Raw genomic sequence first — 15,117 nt, forward strand, 5'->3', positions numbered from 1 at the left:
ATGGGCGTCACGTTGCGACAAACCGCCGAGGCGATCGCCGAAGACTGCCGCCGCAATGCGTTCGTGAAGACGCGCAGCGTGGTTGTCTTCTACCGCGTCGTGCACTACCTCGCGTGCCGGAGCCGGTTCACGCTGCTGGCCGGCGCGCCGCTGATCCTGCTCTACATCGTGCTGTGCGACTGGCTGATGGGCATCGAGATTCCGGTGAAGACGAAGATCGGCAAGGGGCTCGCGCTCTATCACGGCACCGGCCTCGTGATCAACGGCTACGCGGTGATCGGCGACTACTGCACGCTGCGGCACGGCGTGACGATCGGCAACACGATCCGGAAGGACGGCACGCTCGGCGGCGTGCCGACGATCGGCGACCACGTGGAGTTCGGCGTGCACAGCGTCGTGCTCGGCGCGGTGCGGGTCGGCGACGGCGTGCGGATCGGCGCGGGCGCGGTGGTGTTGCGTGACGTGCCCGACCGCTGCGTGGCCGTCGGCGTTCCCGCGCGCATTCTCGACAACGAACAGGAACCCACATGAAAGTGTTCATTCTGCATCCCGGCAAGGCGAACTATCCCGAGATCGCCGCTTACCGCAGCCGCCTGGGCACGCACGGGTTCGAGGTGTTCGACGGCGATCTCGATGCGTACGCGCGTTTTCCCGGTCGGGACGTCTGCATCCTGTGGTGCATCATGGGTTTCTATCGCGCGCTGCCGCCCGCGCGGTTCGTGATTCACGACTACCGGTCGCTATCGGTCGGCCGGCTCGCGGCCGTCAAGGACGGCGTGAAGCGCATGCTGAACGTGCGGCCCGACTTGCGGATCTTCCAGAACGAGCAGATGCGCGACGCGATGGCGTTTCGCGACGGCGTGCGCGCGCTGCTGCTGCCGATGGGCGTGCCGGACTGGATCTTCGATCGGGCCGATGCGGGCAGCGACCGTGTCGCGCCCGGCGGCGCCGATGCCGCGCCGATTGTGTCCGGCAGGTTCTGCTATATCGGTGAAATGAGCCGCGAGCGCGGTTTTCACAAGGTGCTGGCCGCCTATCGCGACGCGCAGCGCGACGAGTCGGACACGCTCGTGCTGGTCGGCCAGCCGGAGCCCGAAATCCACGCCGAGTTCGTCGATACGCCGGGCATCCGCTTCGTCGGCCGCGTGCCGCAGCCGGACGCGCTGCGGATCGTCCGCGACAGCGAATACGCGGTGTGCTTCTTCCCGTATCACCGGCCGCATTGTTTCCAGACGCCGACGAAGCTGCTCGAATACGCGTCGCTCGGTAAGAGGATCATTTGCAACGACGCGCCGTCGAACGTGCGCACCGCGCACGAACTCGGCATCCAGTGCCACGTCACCGGTGCGGCGATCTTCGACGAACTGTTTCCGCTGTCGCGGATCCGCGCGACCCGTCCCGACCCGGCGGCAATGCAGTCGCTCGAATGGGGGCGCGTGATCGAGCGGTCGGGCGTGCTCGCGTTCATCGATGCGGTCGCGGGGCGTCGTCCGGATGCGTGACGACGTCATTCGCCGTCGGTGCGCGACGGCTCATCCCTCATGGAACGGATTCCGATGAAGATCGTCCACATGGTCGAATCCAGCGCCACGGGCACGTTGTCGATGGTGTGCCTGATCGCGAATCGCCTGGCACGCGACGGCCACGACGTGCATGTCGTCTACTCGGTGCGGCCGGACACGCCGCCCGCCATTGCCGCAATGTTCGACTCGCGGGTGTCGCTGCGCCACGTCCAGATGAAAGGCGTGGGCCTGCTGCGGACCGTCGGCCGGCTGCGCGCGACACTCAACGAGATCGGACCGGACGTCGTGCATCTGCACTCGTCGTTCGCGGGCTTTCTCGGGCGGCTGTCGACGCTGTTCGCGCTGCCGACGGCAGCGTTCTTCTACAGCCCGCACTGCATCTCGTTCATGCGCCGCGATATCTCGGGCGTGAAGCGGCTGGCGTTCGTCGGGCTCGAATGGATCGCGTGCGTGCGGAAATGCCTGTACGTCGCGTGCTCGGAAAGCGAGGGCCGCGCGATTCGTGCATGGCTGCGTCAGCCGGTGGTAGTGGTCGAGAATGCGGTAGTCGATACGCCGTCGTCGGCACGGGCGGGTGACGAAGGGCGGCCGGCGGACGGCCCCCTGCGCGTGGTGACCGTCGGCGGCATTCGTGCGCAAAAGAATCCGGCGCTGTTCGCGCAGATCGCGGACGGCCTGCGTGCGCGCGGCGTGCGCTTCGTCTGGATCGGCGACGGCGACGATGTATCGAAGGCGCGGCTGGCCGAGGCAGGCGTCGAGGTGACCGGATGGCTGCCGCACGACGAGGTCGCGCGGCGGCTCGCCGGCACGGACGTGTATCTGTCGACGTCGTCGTGGGAAGGCATGCCGGTGTCGGTCATCGAGGCGATGCTGGCGGGGCGGCCCGTCGTCGTGTCCGGGTGCGCCGGCAACGTGGATGTCGTGCGCCATCTGCAGACCGGCGTGATCTACGCGACGGCGGCCGACGCGGTCGCGTGGCTCGAGCGCCTCGCCGTCGACGGCGCGCTGCGCCGGGAACTGGCCCGGCAGGCGAGCCGCGAGGCGCGGCAGCGCTTCGGCGAGGCGCGCTTGTTGGGCGAGCTCGTGCCGCTCTATGCTGCGTGGGTGGCGCGCTGACACCCGCATCCGGCTGCGCCCGACCGGCGCGATCGCGCGGCTTTCGCCGCGGCGCAACGCGCCCGACACCGCCCCAGTTTCGTGGAGAACTGTATGAATGTAACCCTCAACCCTGACGTCACCGTCGGCAACGACCTGCCGTTCGTCCTGTTCGGCGGCCTCAACGTGCTCGAAAGCCTGGACTTCACGCTCGACGTCTGCGGCACGTTCGTCGAGGTCACGCGCCGTCTCGGCATTCCGCTGGTGTTCAAGGCGTCCTTCGACAAGGCCAACCGCTCGTCGATCCACTCGTATCGCGGCGTCGGATTCGACGAGGGGCTGCGGATCTTCGACGAGGTCAAGCGCCGGTTCGGCGTGCCCGTGATCACCGACGTGCATGAAACGTGGCAGGCCGAGCCGGCGTCGAAGGTCGTCGACGTGCTGCAGGTGCCGGCGTTCCTCGCGCGACAGACCGACCTCGTGGTCGCGATCGCGCGGACCGGCAACGCGGTCAACATCAAGAAGCCGCAGTTCATGAGCCCGACGCAGATCGAGCACGTCGTGTCGAAGTGCCGCGAAGCCGGCAACGACCGCGTGATCCTGTGCGAGCGCGGCTCGTCGTTCGGTTATGACAATCTCGTCGTCGACATGCTCGGCTTCCGCCAGATGCGTGACACGACGGGCGACTGCCCGGTGATCTTCGACGTCACGCACAGTCTGCAGATGCGCGATCCGGGCGGCGCGGCGTCGGGCGGACGGCGGCGCCAGGTGCTCGACCTCGCGCGCGCCGGGATGGCGGTCGGGCTGGCCGGGCTGTTCCTCGAAGCGCATCCCGACCCCGACCGCGCGCGCTGCGACGGCCCGAGCGCGCTGCCGCTCGCGCTGCTCGACGCGTTCCTGCAGCAGGTTAAGGCGGTGGACGACCTGGTCAAGCGGCTGCCGCCGCTCGATATCCGGTGAGCGGCGCGACGTATCGCGGGCCCGTGCGGCTGGTGCTGTTCGACGTCGACGGCGTGCTGACCGACGGCCTGCTGCACGTGACGCACGAAGGCGAGTTCATGAAGAGCTTTCACGCGCACGACGGCGTGGCGGTCGCGCTGTTGCGCGCGCACGGCATCCGCACCGGCATCCTGTCGGGCAAGCACAGCGGCGCATTGACGTGGCGCGCGGCGCAGCTCGGTGTCGACGTGCTCGTGAGCGGCTGCGACGACAAGGGCGCAGGTTATGCGGACATCAAGGCGCGGCAACGGGTCGACGATCACGAGGTCGCGTATGTCGGCGACGACGTGAACGATCTCGCGGTCATCGCGCGCGTCGGCGTGTCGTATGCGCCGGCCGATGCGCATCGGCTCGTCCGCGCGCGCGTCGACCATGTCGCGTGCACGGCCGGCGGCCGCGGCGTCGCGCGCGAAGTGGCCGAGCATCTGCTGATGGATGCCGGGTTGTCGCTCGACGACGCGTACCGGCCGTTGCTCGAACAATGGAGCGGTCATGACGTCGTTCAATAACGGGCGGACGGTGCGCGTCGTGATTCCGGCGCGGTACGGGTCGGCGCGGCTGCCGGGCAAGCCGCTCGTCGATCTGGACGGCGAGCCGATGATCGTCCGCGTGCATGCGCGCGTGCGTCGCGCGCTGCCCGATACCGACATCGTCGTCGCGATCGACGATGCACGCATTGCCGACGTGCTTGACGCACGCGGCATCCGGTTTGCGATGACCGATGCCGGTCATGCGTCCGGCACCGACCGTTCGGCGGAAGTCGCGCGGGTGTTGGGCTGGCCCGGCACCGATGCGGTAATCAACGTGCAGGGCGACGAACCGCTCGTGCCGACGGCACTGCTGAAGGCGTTCGCCGGGTTCTGCGGCGCGGCGCCGGATCTCGGTGTCGCGACGGTCGCCTGTCCGGTCAGGGAAGTCGCGCTGCTCGACGAGCCGGCGATCGTCAAGCTCGTCGTCGATCACCACAGCCGCGCGCTGTACTTCTCGCGCGCGGCGATCCCGTTCTGCCGCGACGGGCGGCCGGCGGAGGCGGAAGGTGCGAACGGCTCGATCGGCGGCGTGTTCCTGCGTCACATCGGCCTGTACGGCTACGCGAACGCGACGTTGCAGGCGCTGGCGAGCGCGGCACCGTGCGAACTCGAGCAACTGGAAAAGCTCGAGCAGTTGCGCGCGCTGTGGCTCGGCATGCCGATCGACGTGATGCGCTGGCCCGACGCGCCGCCCACCGGCGTCGATACGCCCGACGACGTCGCCCGTGTCGTCTCCCTTCTCAAACGGCAAACCCATGATGCGACAGAACCATATTGAATCCGCCCGGCAGGTCTTCGAGATCGAGTCGCGGGCACTGGCCGGCGTGGCCGCGCGGCTCGACGCGAATTTCGAGCAGGCGGTCGAGATCGTCCTCGCGTCGAGCGGCCGCGTCGTCGTGTGCGGGATGGGCAAGTCCGGCATCGTCGGCCGGAAGATCGCCGCGACGCTGTCGAGCACGGGCACGCCGGCTTTCTTCATGCATCCGGGCGAGGCCTATCACGGCGACCTCGGCATGGTGACACCGGCCGACACGTTTCTCGCGATTTCGAATTCCGGCGAAACGGATGAAGTGATCAAGCTGATCCCGTTCCTGCGCGGCAACGGCAACGACCTGATCGCGCTGACCGGCAACCCGGCGTCGACGCTCGCGAGCGCCGCGCGGGTTCATCTGGACATCGGTGTCGAGCGCGAGGCGTGCCCGCTGCAGCTCGCACCGACCGCGTCGACGACGGCAACGCTCGCGATGGGCGATGCGCTGGCGGTCACGCTGATGCGGGCGCGCGGCTTCCAGCCGGAACACTTCGCGCGCTTCCATCCGGGCGGCTCGCTCGGCCGCCGGCTGCTGTCGACGGTCGACGACGAAATGGCGCGCGGCAACCTGCCGTTCGTGACGGAGGACATGTCGACGCTCGACGTGCTGGATGCGATGACACGGGGGCGGCTCGGGCTCGCGATCGTCAGGCGCGACGCCGGCTGGGGCATCGTGACCGACGGCGACATCCGCCGCGCGATCGAGCGGCATGGCGACGGCGTATTGCGGCGCACGGCCGCCGACATGATGTCGATCGAGCCGTCGACGGTGCGGCCCGGCACGCGGGTCGAGGATGCGTTGCTGCTGATGCAGCAGCAGCGGATCGGCGCGTTGCTGGTGGTCGACGGCGGCGACGTCGTCGGCGTGTTCAAGAAATAGCGAACGGGCGGCTCCCGCGGCGTCGGGTGACGCGCGGGAAGCGTGCCGGCACACCGGCGCGCTATTGCAGGCTTTGCGTCAGCGCGCCGGATGCCGCGTCCTGGCGGAACCGGCGCACGCGCAGGAACGTGATGAAATTCGAGTCGTGCTGGCTTGCCGCGCCGCCTTCCGGGTCGTCGAACGCGACACGCAGCACCGCGACGAGGTCGCTGCCGTCGAATTGCCAGTCGACGTACTGGAAACCGTGCCGTTTCGTGTCGGCGTGCTGCAACACGACGCGCCGCGCGGTCCACTGCCGCAGATCGGGCGACGACAGCAGCACCAGCGTGTTGCGCATACGTTCGAGGTTCATCCGCCCGGCGCGCTTCGGCACCGCGTTCGTGATCGTCCAGTATTGCTTCGACTGCGGATCGAAGCGGATCGTGAATTTCTTGCCGGCGCCGGGCAGGTCGACGAAATCGCGTGCCGGGTCGAACGACAGCGTGCGGCCGTCGTTGCCCGTCGCCACCAGCGCGGCCTTCTCCGGGCCGTTCGCGGTGTTCACGCGCAGCATGACGGCGGGCGCGGCGCCTTGCCGGCCGACCGCGTTGCCTTCTTCCCATGACTGGAACTTGCCGTCGAGCCAGCGCTTGTCCGACGGCAGGTGCGCGGACACGCGCCAGTTGCGCGCGTCGAGCAGGTCGCGATCGACCGGCGCGGACAGGACCAGCGCGCGCAGGTCGCCGTCCTCGACGCTTTCATACGCGCGCCACACGCGTCCGCGATCGACGAGGACCGGCACCGGCCCGGTGATGTAGCGCCCCGCATACGGCAGCAGCCCGGTGGACGCGTCGACCGGCGTGGTCCAGGTTTCGCCGCCGTCGTCGGAGCGGCGAATCGTCGGCGTGCCCATCGAGCGGTTGGTGCCCATCAGGTACAGCGCACCGTTCAGCACGAACAGCGACGACCAGTACTGATCCGGCACGTCGCCGAGCTTCGACCAGGTCGTGCCCTTGTCGTGCGACGTGAACACGGACACCTCGTTCTGCGCCGACGCGGCACCGAACGTATCGAAGCTCGCGACGTAGTCGCCGTTCGGCAGCACGGCCAGCGACGGCGAGCCGAGATACACGCGCGTGGCGGCCCGGCTGTGCGCGATCACCTCGCCGGGCGGCGCGGGCACGGCTTGCGCGTGCGCCGCCGTCGCCATGCAGCCCACGCAGCCCACGCACAGCGCGGCGATCAGCGACCGTTTCAGCGCGTGGAACGTCGAAGCAGGTCGAAGTGAGTTCATGTCAGGTGCGCGAGCGGCTTGCCGCCGGACGCGTTCGGGATGGGACGGGCAACCGTGCGCCGGTACGGCGCGTCCTGGTCGGCCAGCACGACGAACAGCAGGATGGTGAGCCAGAGCATGCCATAGAGCACGTGATACTTGAACAGCAGGATCGGCAGCAGATAGAGCAGATACTTGCGCCGGCCCTTGCGGCGAAACAGCATGACGAGCGTACCGAGGAACACGACGGAACCGGCGATGCCCGCGGCGAACACGAGGTAGACGTAGAACGAGCTGTCCCGCACCTGGTAGCCGCGCAGATGCGTTTTCCCGACGTTGTTGCGCTCGTCCCAGAACAGGCCGCCGCCGAACACGCCCGCGACGACGTCGCGCTCGGTCAGCTCGGTCAGCACGAGCGTCCGGCTGCCGACCGCATCGTAGTCGACCGACTGGTTCACCCGCTGGTCGTACACGCTGTAGAGCCAGGGCACGCATGCGAGCGCGACGACGACGACGGCGATCCGGGTTCGCAGCCGCCCGCGCCCGGTGAGCACGTGCAGCCCGCACAGCGCCGCGCAGACGGCCATCGACGCGACCGAGAAGCTGAGCAGCGCGGTGGCGAACCCGACGACGGGCGCGAGCGTGATGCGCCGCTTCGACAACAGCAGGATCACCGCGCTCGGGACGACCGTCATCGCATAGAACGACGGTTCGGAATACAGGCCCAGCGCGCGGATCGAAATCAGGCTGTCGGACAGTGCCTTGGTCGCATAGAGCGCTTCGGAGTCGGCTTCGCGCACGTAGCTGTCGAAGTCGATGAAGGTGCCGGTTCCGAGGTAGAAGACGAGCTGGAACGTGAAGAATGCGGCGTGCACGTAGATCAGCGTCTTGCACGCGGTGTCGAGCGATGCCCGCGTGAGCACGCCGCCCGCGAACATCCAGTAGCTCAGCGCGATGTACGTCTGGATCAGCACGAACTTGATGAAGAAGTTCACGTAGAAATCGCCGAACGCGGACAGGATGAACGCGAGGCAGGTGCTGATCAGCCAGTACGTGCAAACGGGAAACAGGTGGCGCTGCCGGTTCATCAGCGTCGGCGCGCGCAGGAAGGCGAGCGCGCAGAGCAGCACATACGCGGCGAAGGTCGCCCGCACGCTGAACGCGTTGAGCGAGAAGAACAGTACGCTGGCTGAAAAGAGCAAGGTCGACATGCGTGTGCCCGATCGGAGGCTCCGGATCCGCTGCGTGCCGGCCGTGCCGGCGCCGCGCGGCGAGATGTCGTGCAACGCGCGGCAAGATGCCTGCCGGGAGGGCAGGCTTGCGTGCCGCGTCGCACGCGGAATGCGCGTCCGTCGTCCGGGACGAAGCGCTTCGGCGACCGAGGATAGACGACGGGACGGCCAGGCGAGCCGGGATGTCCGATCCGGGCGGCATTCTGTCCGTTCCCGGCGGGGGCGGCCGAGCGGGGCACGTGCCGGAGGCGGGCGACGGGCGTTCGCGCGGCGGCCGTCACGGCTGAAACGCGAACCGCCCGCACAAGAACGGCGAATACAGCTCGATCGCCGCCTGAATCGGCGCGTGGCGCCCATAGGCGGCGGCCGACACGGCCAGCAGCGAGCCGGCGACGAGCGCGCGGTAGCGTGCGTCGACGCGCGGCGTGCCGTGCCGCCACATGAACGCCAGCGCGACCGCCGAGCCGACGAGCCAGCCGGCGACGACTTCCGACGGCGTGTGCGCGTCGTCGAACACGCGCGCGGCGCCGATCAGCGCGCCGAGCGCGAGACCGACCCCGAGCGGCAGCGATCGCGACGAACTCGCCCGCGGTTGCACGCCGTCGCTCAGCGCCAGCACGCACACCATCGGCCAGACTGCCGACGCGAGCATCGTGTGCCCGCTGATCACGCGGAAATGTATCGGGCGGATCTGGATTCCGCAGCCGGCGTACAGCATCTTGGTCGCGCCGACGAGCGCCATGCCGGCCGCGAGCATCAGCGCCCACGATGCCGCGTGACGCCGTCCAGCCGTCGAGCGTGTGAGCCAGGCGATGCACACGACGGCCAGCGGCAGCGTCATCGCCGCGTCGCCGAGATCGCTGACGGCGGTCCACATGACCGGGTTCGCGATCGATGCCCGCCTGGTCAGGCGACCAGCAGCGCCGACATGCGCGTGGCCAGGTAGCTTTCGAAATCCGCGGCCACTTCAGGGTGCCGCAGCGCGAACTCGACCGTCGCCTTCAGATATCCGAGCTTGCTGCCGCAGTCGAAACGGGTGCCGTCGTAGCGATGGGCGAGCACCTGCTCGTCCGACAGCAACGACTGGATCGCGTCCGTCAGCTGCAATTCGCCGCCGGCACCGGGCCGCAGTGCGCGCAGATGCTCGAACACCTTCGGCTTCAGCACGTAACGGCCCACCACGCCGAAATTCGACGGCGCCTTGGCCGGCTCCGGCTTCTCGACGATGCCGGACAGCTTGAACAGGTTGTCCTCCCAGCGCTTGCCTTCGATCACGCCGTACGACCTCGACGCGTCGGGCGCGATTTCCTCCACGCCGATCACCGACGCGTGATAGTGATCGAACACGTCGATCATCTGGCGCAGCACGGGCGTCGGGCCGTCGAGCAGGTCGTCGGCGAGGATCACCGCGAACGGCTGGTCGCCGACCAGCTTCTCCGCGCACAGCACGGCATGGCCGAGCCCCAGCGCTTCGGCCTGACGCACGTAGAAGCAGTCGACGTGGCTCGGCTTGATGCCGCGCACCAGCGACAGCAGTTTTTCCTTGCCGCGCGCTTCGAGCTCGGCCTCGATCTCGTAGGACTTGTCGAAGTGGTCCTCGATCGCGCGCTTGCTGCGCCCGGTCACGAAAATCATTTCGGTGATGCCCGCGTCGATCGCTTCCTCGACCGCATACTGGATCAGCGGCTTGTCCACGACCGGCAGCATTTCTTTCGGACTGGCTTTGGTCGCCGGCAGAAATCGCGTACCGAGACCGGCAACCGGAAATACGGCTTTCGTCACTTTCAACATGATTTTCGAATTCCATCCGTTCAGGATCAGGCATCAACAATGCCGAGGGAAGGTGGCGATGCGCGCATGCAATCGTCGCTCGCCGGTGCCATATCGTTCGCGCGGCCGGACCCGCGCCGTTCGACAATCGTATGGGCGTTCCCGTTTCGAGTGGCGACCGAATCTAGGCCGAATCCGACAGGGATGAATGGCGAATGGTGAATTGCAATTGCCGATTTCGAATATGTCGGATGCCATCTAGGAATTGTCGGCATGACGTCGATTGCCTGACATAGATTCAGGCATCCATTACTGGACGGCCGGTCGCGGCGCCGCGCGTGCGGCATGCGACGACCGCCGTCGGCTCAGGAGCAGTCATGACCGGACAGGGCGATATCTTCGATGCAATTGCGGAATTCAACCGGGCGTACCTCGTGCTCGCGCAGCGCATATTGCGTATCGATTACGAACAGGGCAAGCGGCAATTGGGTATCTCGGATGCCATTGCTGCATCGATCGACGCGTTGACGCTGGATCAGATCGATGAACTCGCGGCCGGCGGCGAGCTGGTTTGTGAATTTCGTGCCGAAAACGCGCCGGGCCGCGCGTGATTTGTTTTCCGGTTTTCCCGAATGGATGTTCCGGTCGCGCCTTTTCACGAGATTGCACCGTCGCGGCCGTTCGTCTTTTTACATCAAGAGAATGTGGAGGAATTGCATGCCCGGTTATCGCGAATTGAAGGCGCAAGCCGATGAATTGATGAAGCGCGTCGAGGAAGCCCGGCTCGCCGAACTCGAGGCCGTCATACAGGAGATTCGCACCCGGGTCGCCGAATATGGGCTGACCGCCGGGCAGATATTCGGCCGCCACGGCGGCGCGGCGAAAGCGATGCCGCGAAAGAGCGCATCGGCGCCGCGCTATCGCGACCCGAAGACCGGCGCGACCTGGAGCGGGCGCGGGCGCGAGCCGGCCTGGATCAAAGGCGGCCGTCGCGACCGGTTCCTGATCGAGCGCAACGCCGGCTGAGCGTGACGACTTTCGAATACCGCTTTCCGGCAGCGGAGCAGCCGCTTGCGACGTGTGGGCCTGGAGATGCCGCGACGTGCGCATGGGAGGCCGGCGTTGCCGGTCTCCCGATGCACGCTGAGCTGCGGTGATCCCATCGAGATGGTGCGCTTCGTCGTCCCGCGCCGGTCGAAACGATGCTCGTGGATCACACGTCGGCGCAAACTGGATTCCGGAACCCGGGCAGGCAACGCGTCCTTTCACCGCGCCCCCGCTGGTTCAGACACGGCAACAGCAGCAAGTGCCCGGTGCTGCCCGCCTGGCGTCCAGCCGAGCTGAATGTCGGCCACGACGCTGCTGACGCGCGGCGGAGCGCTGCACCGATCGGTCAGCGGGTCGGCGGAGCCGTACTCAGCTTCTCCGACAGCATCCGCTCGTACACGCCAAAGTGCAGATCGACCTCCTTTTGCGTGACCGGGGTGACCGTGATGTTGATCTGGTCGGGCAACAGGCCCAGCACAACCGCAACCGCGGCTTCAAGTTGCGGTGCACAAACCTTGTCCTCCGCCATCGTCGTGCCGACCAGCACGTCGTAGGTCTGTTCGTGCCGGCAGACGACCTCGACGAGTCGCGCCCGCGCACTCATGTTGTTGTCGATCGCGAGCCTGACGACCTCGGTCACAGTACGCATCGTCTCGGTCGGAAAGCCCTTCGTCGAGCGTAGCCGGATACGATGCCTGCCCAGCGTAAGCCAGTCCGTGTCGAATTCCATGGCGTCCTCCGCATGCAGTTCCAAGCCGCAGCGATGATAGGTTCCAGCACCGGAATTTCAAGTGCAAAAATCTGCCGACGGACCTTGAAATTTTTCGCAGAGTGTCTATCTTGAGTTTCGCTCAGGCAGACGCGCGGGCCTCCGGATCCCGCGTGCTGCGTGTTTCTATTTGTTTGCCGGCAGTCTGGCAGGCGAACTGGAGCGCGTAGGCCCGTTCGCCCCCCGGCTGCATTCAAGGAGGATACGATCGTGAGCGATCTTTACTTCGGAACCGACCTCTTCAGCGAATTAGACCGCCTGCAGCAGCAGATGGCGCAACACTTCGGCGGCTTCCCGTCCAGCATCCGCGCTGGCCGGTTGGGCGCGTTTCCCCAGATCAATATCGGTGCGACCGACGAGTCGATCGAGATCGTCGCCTTTGCCCCGGGCATCAACGCCACCGAACTCGACGTATCGATCGACAAGGGCTTGCTGACCATCAGCGGTGAACGCAAATCGACACAGCCCGACACGGGAAGCGCGACGCGTACGTATGCGCAGGAGCGCTTTGCCGGCGCCTTCAGGCGCGTCATCGAGCTGCCCGACACCGCCGATCCGGACAAGGTCCAGGCGCGCTACGAAAATGGCTGCCTGTCGATCAGTGTCGGCAGGCGAGAATCGTCCAGGCCGCGCGCCATCACTGTCCAGTAATCCGAGGAGCCGATCATGAATGACACGACCCAACTGGCCGAACGCGGCCCGTCCAACGTCGCACGTCGCGGCACCGAACAACCCAGGCGCCGGATCACGCTCGTCCCGGCCGTCGACATATACGAGGACAGCCAGGTCGTCACGCTATGGGCGGATCTGCCCGGTGTGACGAAGGACAAGCTGGACGTCAAGGTTCACGACAACAACCTCTCGATCGAGGCCGAGGCGGCGGTGCCGACGCCGGCAAATCTGCGGCTGCAGCATGCCGAGGTCCGCGAACCGCACTTCGCCCGGACGTTCACGCTGTCACCGGACTTCGATACGTCAAGGATCGAGGCGAGTCTCCAGGACGGGGTGCTGAAGCTGACAATCCCGCGCCGCGACGAGGCGCGCCCACGGCGCGTTGAAGTCAGGACCGGCTGACCCGTCGGCAACGGCAGGTCGGCAACCAGGGCGGCAGCGATCGCGCTGCCGCCTGCGCGAACCGGGAGCAGGGGGGCGGGTGTCTGATGTTATGCAGGAGTCCTGTAATGGACACGCGATCGATCTCCATGCGATTCCCGTGTGACGGATCGTGACCCGCCTGTCCGCACTGGACGGCTACGTCGCCATCGTCCGGATAGTCCGAATCGAACGGAGCGATGAGGTGTTGACCGACCGGCATCTGCCGCGTTTCAGCGAACGCTGGACAAGCGCGACCGAAGCGCGGCGCGATGCGGTCGAGTACGCGGTGAAATCAGATTGAAGCTGAATCGGAGGACGCCATGAATACCGATTTGAAAAAGTGGAACCCCTTCAAGTTCCTTCGCGGAACTGCTCGCAAGTCCGATGCGGAAGGCACGGAAAGTCCGCCGACAGACGAACAGTGGCGGGCCTCGTGGCCTGACATCCCGCGACTGTTCTCACGCGACCCGTGGCGTGCAATGGAGGCGTTCTTTCACGACCCGTTTGCCGGCCGAGGCGTGCTCGAGCGCTGGTTTGGCGACTTCAGTTCATCGCGCTTCCAGCCGCGTATCGACGTCGTCGATGAGGGGCTGGTGCTGCGCGTGACCGCCGAACTGCCCGGAATGGAGCGCGAAGATCTGAAGCTGAGCGTCGAGGATGGGGCAATCGTGCTGCGTGGAGAGAAAAGGCAGGATGTGCGCGACGAGGAAAACGGCTGCTACCGGCTGGAGCGCGCCCATGGAAGCTTCATGCGCACGATCCCGATGCCTGAAAACGCCGACCCCGACCGCACCCTGGCAAAGTTTGACAACGGTGTGCTCACGTTGACCGTGCCGAAATCGGAGCCGGTGCAGTCCGCCAGTCGCACGATCGATATCGGCTAGGGCAAGCACGCAAAGATCCCGCATCGCCGGGCTCGCTTCAGGCGCAACACGCTGCAGGAGGTGTCATATGCAAACGGACAACGTCATCGCGTATCACGGCTGCGAGGTCCGGCCGGTGGTAACCGCCACCGAAAACAATCGCTACGCAGCAGCGGCCATGGTCACCGACCGGGACGGCGAAACACGCACGCTCGGCGTCGACGGCGATTTCGCCAATGCCCAGGAGGCACGCGATGAAGCGCTGGAGCTTGCCGTCGCATGGATCCAGCAACGCTCGGTCGTTTCGGAGCGGTATGTCCGGCGGATCTAGCGTGCCGGTCGAAAGCCGAGGGCCGGGCGCGAAGCAGGCACCTGCGGAATTGATGGTCGATTCGTTCCCGGTTCCGATCGCTACGGCCGGTTAGCGACCGTGAATACAAGCGACGAGAAAGGGTAGGGTCGATGCCGGGCCGATAACAACAGATTTCCTGACGTCACGGCTTATGATAGGGAATTGCGCTTACCTTGCTCATGCCCCCGACAGGGCGCCTCAATGGATTGCGGGAGCAAAGAAACGCGATCGTTTTTTGATCAAACAATGAGTCGAGTCGTCGATTGAGCACAAAGCCGCTAACCCTGGAAAACGGGAAATACTGGGCGACGTGTCGCGAGCGAACGGTTTTCGCTGCCACGGCAAATGGATATGGTGATGTCTTTCCCGGTGCAGAGGTGATCGTCAAGGATGGATGGGCCACCTTCACCCGCGACGGCGTCGAGGTGTGGAACTGCAGTGCACGTTATGCAGCCGCACACTTCGACGTTCAGGCTGCTTAGGGGCTGTCGACCAAAAGCAACGAGACGACGTCCGGCGCTGTCACCTTCAACGGCAATCTGTTTACATCCTGTCTTTTGCGAGGCGGGCATGGTGCGGGGGCTGTTGCGAGGTGACCAATACGAACACATTGCGCAGTTGCTGCCCGGCAAGGCGGGAGGTCGAGGCCGACCGGCAATCGACAACCGGGAATTTGTCGAGGCTGTTTCGTGGATTGCCCGCACAGGCAGCCCGTGGCGCGACCTCCGAGAAGAATTCGGGCGCTGGAACAGCATAACAAGCGATTCGCGCGCGGGTCCCAGGCCGGCATGCTCCCGCAATCTGGTCGAACGGTTCTCTATTCGAATCAAACAGTTCCCTCGCATGGCGACCCGATACGATAAATTGTCCCGGCGCTACGCGTCCTTCTTGCTGCAGCC

20 protein-coding genes and 1 pseudogene are annotated in these 15,117 nt (G+C 66.3%); 16 read left to right on the forward strand and 5 right to left on the reverse strand.

The window, feature by feature from the left end:
- The 7 genes from FOZ70_RS01885 (at position 1) to FOZ70_RS01915 (ending at position 5,838) form a co-directional block, all read left to right on the forward strand.
- Entirely contained in the window at positions 1-531 is a 531-nt protein-coding gene (locus FOZ70_RS01885; protein ID WP_021158102.1) for a serine acetyltransferase, read from the forward strand.
- Positions 528-1,502 (forward strand): glycosyltransferase, encoded by a 975-nt coding sequence (locus FOZ70_RS01890; RefSeq protein ID WP_219704834.1) that lies wholly within the window; start codon positions 528-530, stop codon positions 1,500-1,502. Before FOZ70_RS01885 ends, FOZ70_RS01890 begins: the two co-directional genes overlap by 4 nt.
- Before the next feature lie 54 nt (positions 1,503-1,556).
- Complete coding sequence (locus FOZ70_RS01895; RefSeq protein ID WP_219704835.1) at positions 1,557-2,639, forward strand: glycosyltransferase; 1,083 nt, start codon at positions 1,557-1,559, stop codon at positions 2,637-2,639.
- Positions 2,640-2,732: 93 nt separating this feature from the next.
- Complete coding sequence (gene kdsA, locus FOZ70_RS01900) at positions 2,733-3,578, forward strand: 3-deoxy-8-phosphooctulonate synthase (RefSeq protein WP_021158099.1); 846 nt, start codon at positions 2,733-2,735, stop codon at positions 3,576-3,578.
- Positions 3,575-4,126, forward strand: coding sequence for an HAD family hydrolase (locus FOZ70_RS01905; protein ID WP_059485703.1), 552 nt, complete (start codon positions 3,575-3,577; stop codon positions 4,124-4,126). Before kdsA ends, FOZ70_RS01905 begins: the two co-directional genes overlap by 4 nt.
- Positions 4,110-4,925 (forward strand): 3-deoxy-manno-octulosonate cytidylyltransferase, encoded by an 816-nt coding sequence (kdsB, locus tag FOZ70_RS01910; RefSeq protein WP_219704836.1) that lies wholly within the window; start codon positions 4,110-4,112, stop codon positions 4,923-4,925. Before FOZ70_RS01905 ends, kdsB begins: the two co-directional genes overlap by 17 nt.
- Positions 4,903-5,838 (forward strand): KpsF/GutQ family sugar-phosphate isomerase, encoded by a 936-nt coding sequence (locus tag FOZ70_RS01915; RefSeq protein WP_059485706.1) that lies wholly within the window; start codon positions 4,903-4,905, stop codon positions 5,836-5,838. The genes kdsB and FOZ70_RS01915 overlap by 23 nt, the downstream gene beginning before the upstream one ends.
- Before the next feature lie 61 nt (positions 5,839-5,899).
- On the opposite strand, the gene FOZ70_RS01920 is transcribed toward FOZ70_RS01915, so the two are convergent.
- The 4 genes from FOZ70_RS01920 to galU all read right to left on the reverse strand — a co-directional run bounded on the left by FOZ70_RS01920 (position 5,900) and on the right by galU (position 10,113).
- Positions 5,900-7,027, reverse strand: coding sequence for a sialidase family protein (locus FOZ70_RS01920; RefSeq protein ID WP_219704881.1), 1,128 nt, complete (start codon positions 7,025-7,027; stop codon positions 5,900-5,902).
- An 80-nt stretch (positions 7,028-7,107) separates the two neighbouring features.
- The gene (locus tag FOZ70_RS01925; protein WP_059486123.1) at positions 7,108-8,301 is read right to left on the reverse strand and encodes a hypothetical protein; all 1,194 of its coding nucleotides are present in this window, start codon (positions 8,299-8,301) and stop codon (positions 7,108-7,110) included.
- A 298-nt stretch (positions 8,302-8,599) separates the two neighbouring features.
- The gene (locus FOZ70_RS01930; RefSeq protein WP_219704837.1) at positions 8,600-9,199 is read right to left on the reverse strand and encodes a phosphatase PAP2 family protein; all 600 of its coding nucleotides are present in this window, start codon (positions 9,197-9,199) and stop codon (positions 8,600-8,602) included.
- A 29-nt stretch (positions 9,200-9,228) separates the two neighbouring features.
- Positions 9,229-10,113 carry a UTP--glucose-1-phosphate uridylyltransferase GalU gene (gene galU / locus FOZ70_RS01935; protein ID WP_021158092.1) on the reverse strand — a complete coding sequence of 295 codons (885 nt, stop codon included), beginning with the start codon at positions 10,111-10,113 and terminating at the stop codon, positions 9,229-9,231.
- Between the two features lie 356 nt (positions 10,114-10,469).
- On the opposite strand from galU, the gene FOZ70_RS01940 reads away from it, so the two are divergent.
- A complete protein-coding gene (locus tag FOZ70_RS01940; RefSeq protein WP_021158090.1) occupies positions 10,470-10,703 on the forward strand; it encodes a flagellar transcriptional regulator FlhD in 234 nt (77 codons plus the stop codon).
- A gap of 106 nt (positions 10,704-10,809) precedes the next feature.
- Positions 10,810-11,118, forward strand: coding sequence for an H-NS histone family protein (locus FOZ70_RS01945; RefSeq protein ID WP_021158089.1), 309 nt, complete (start codon positions 10,810-10,812; stop codon positions 11,116-11,118).
- A 367-nt stretch (positions 11,119-11,485) separates the two neighbouring features.
- Here the strand turns inward: FOZ70_RS01945 and FOZ70_RS01950 are convergent, their stop codons facing one another.
- On the reverse strand, positions 11,486-11,869 hold the full coding sequence (locus tag FOZ70_RS01950) for a hypothetical protein (protein WP_021158088.1): 384 nt from the start codon (positions 11,867-11,869) through the stop codon (positions 11,486-11,488).
- 249 nt (positions 11,870-12,118) lie between these two features.
- Between FOZ70_RS01950 and FOZ70_RS01955 the strand changes: the two genes are divergently transcribed.
- The 7 genes and pseudogenes from FOZ70_RS01955 to FOZ70_RS37905 form a co-directional block, all read left to right on the forward strand.
- Complete coding sequence (locus tag FOZ70_RS01955; protein WP_021158087.1) at positions 12,119-12,559, forward strand: Hsp20/alpha crystallin family protein; 441 nt, start codon at positions 12,119-12,121, stop codon at positions 12,557-12,559.
- Positions 12,560-12,574: 15 nt separating this feature from the next.
- Positions 12,575-12,982: an Hsp20/alpha crystallin family protein gene (locus FOZ70_RS01960; protein WP_021158086.1), complete on the forward strand. Its 408-nt coding sequence runs from the start codon at positions 12,575-12,577 to the stop codon at positions 12,980-12,982.
- Between the two features lie 151 nt (positions 12,983-13,133).
- Positions 13,134-13,304, forward strand: coding sequence for a hypothetical protein (locus FOZ70_RS01965; protein ID WP_226193240.1), 171 nt, complete (start codon positions 13,134-13,136; stop codon positions 13,302-13,304).
- A 19-nt stretch (positions 13,305-13,323) separates the two neighbouring features.
- Entirely contained in the window at positions 13,324-13,887 is a 564-nt protein-coding gene (locus tag FOZ70_RS01970) for an Hsp20/alpha crystallin family protein (RefSeq protein ID WP_219704838.1), read from the forward strand.
- Between the two features lie 67 nt (positions 13,888-13,954).
- On the forward strand, positions 13,955-14,197 hold the full coding sequence (locus FOZ70_RS01975) for a hypothetical protein (protein ID WP_059710545.1): 243 nt from the start codon (positions 13,955-13,957) through the stop codon (positions 14,195-14,197).
- A 284-nt stretch (positions 14,198-14,481) separates the two neighbouring features.
- Positions 14,482-14,700 carry a hypothetical protein gene (locus tag FOZ70_RS37900; RefSeq protein ID WP_081057244.1) on the forward strand — a complete coding sequence of 73 codons (219 nt, stop codon included), beginning with the start codon at positions 14,482-14,484 and terminating at the stop codon, positions 14,698-14,700.
- 88 nt (positions 14,701-14,788) lie between these two features.
- Positions 14,789-14,974 (forward strand): annotated as a pseudogene (locus FOZ70_RS37905) (transposase); the annotation flags it as partial.
- Positions 14,975-15,117: the final 143 nt, after the last annotated feature.

This window comes from Burkholderia sp. COPS (genome assembly GCF_019425585.1).
In the GTDB taxonomy this organism is placed as follows: Bacteria; Pseudomonadota; Gammaproteobacteria; order Burkholderiales; family Burkholderiaceae; genus Burkholderia; species Burkholderia cepacia.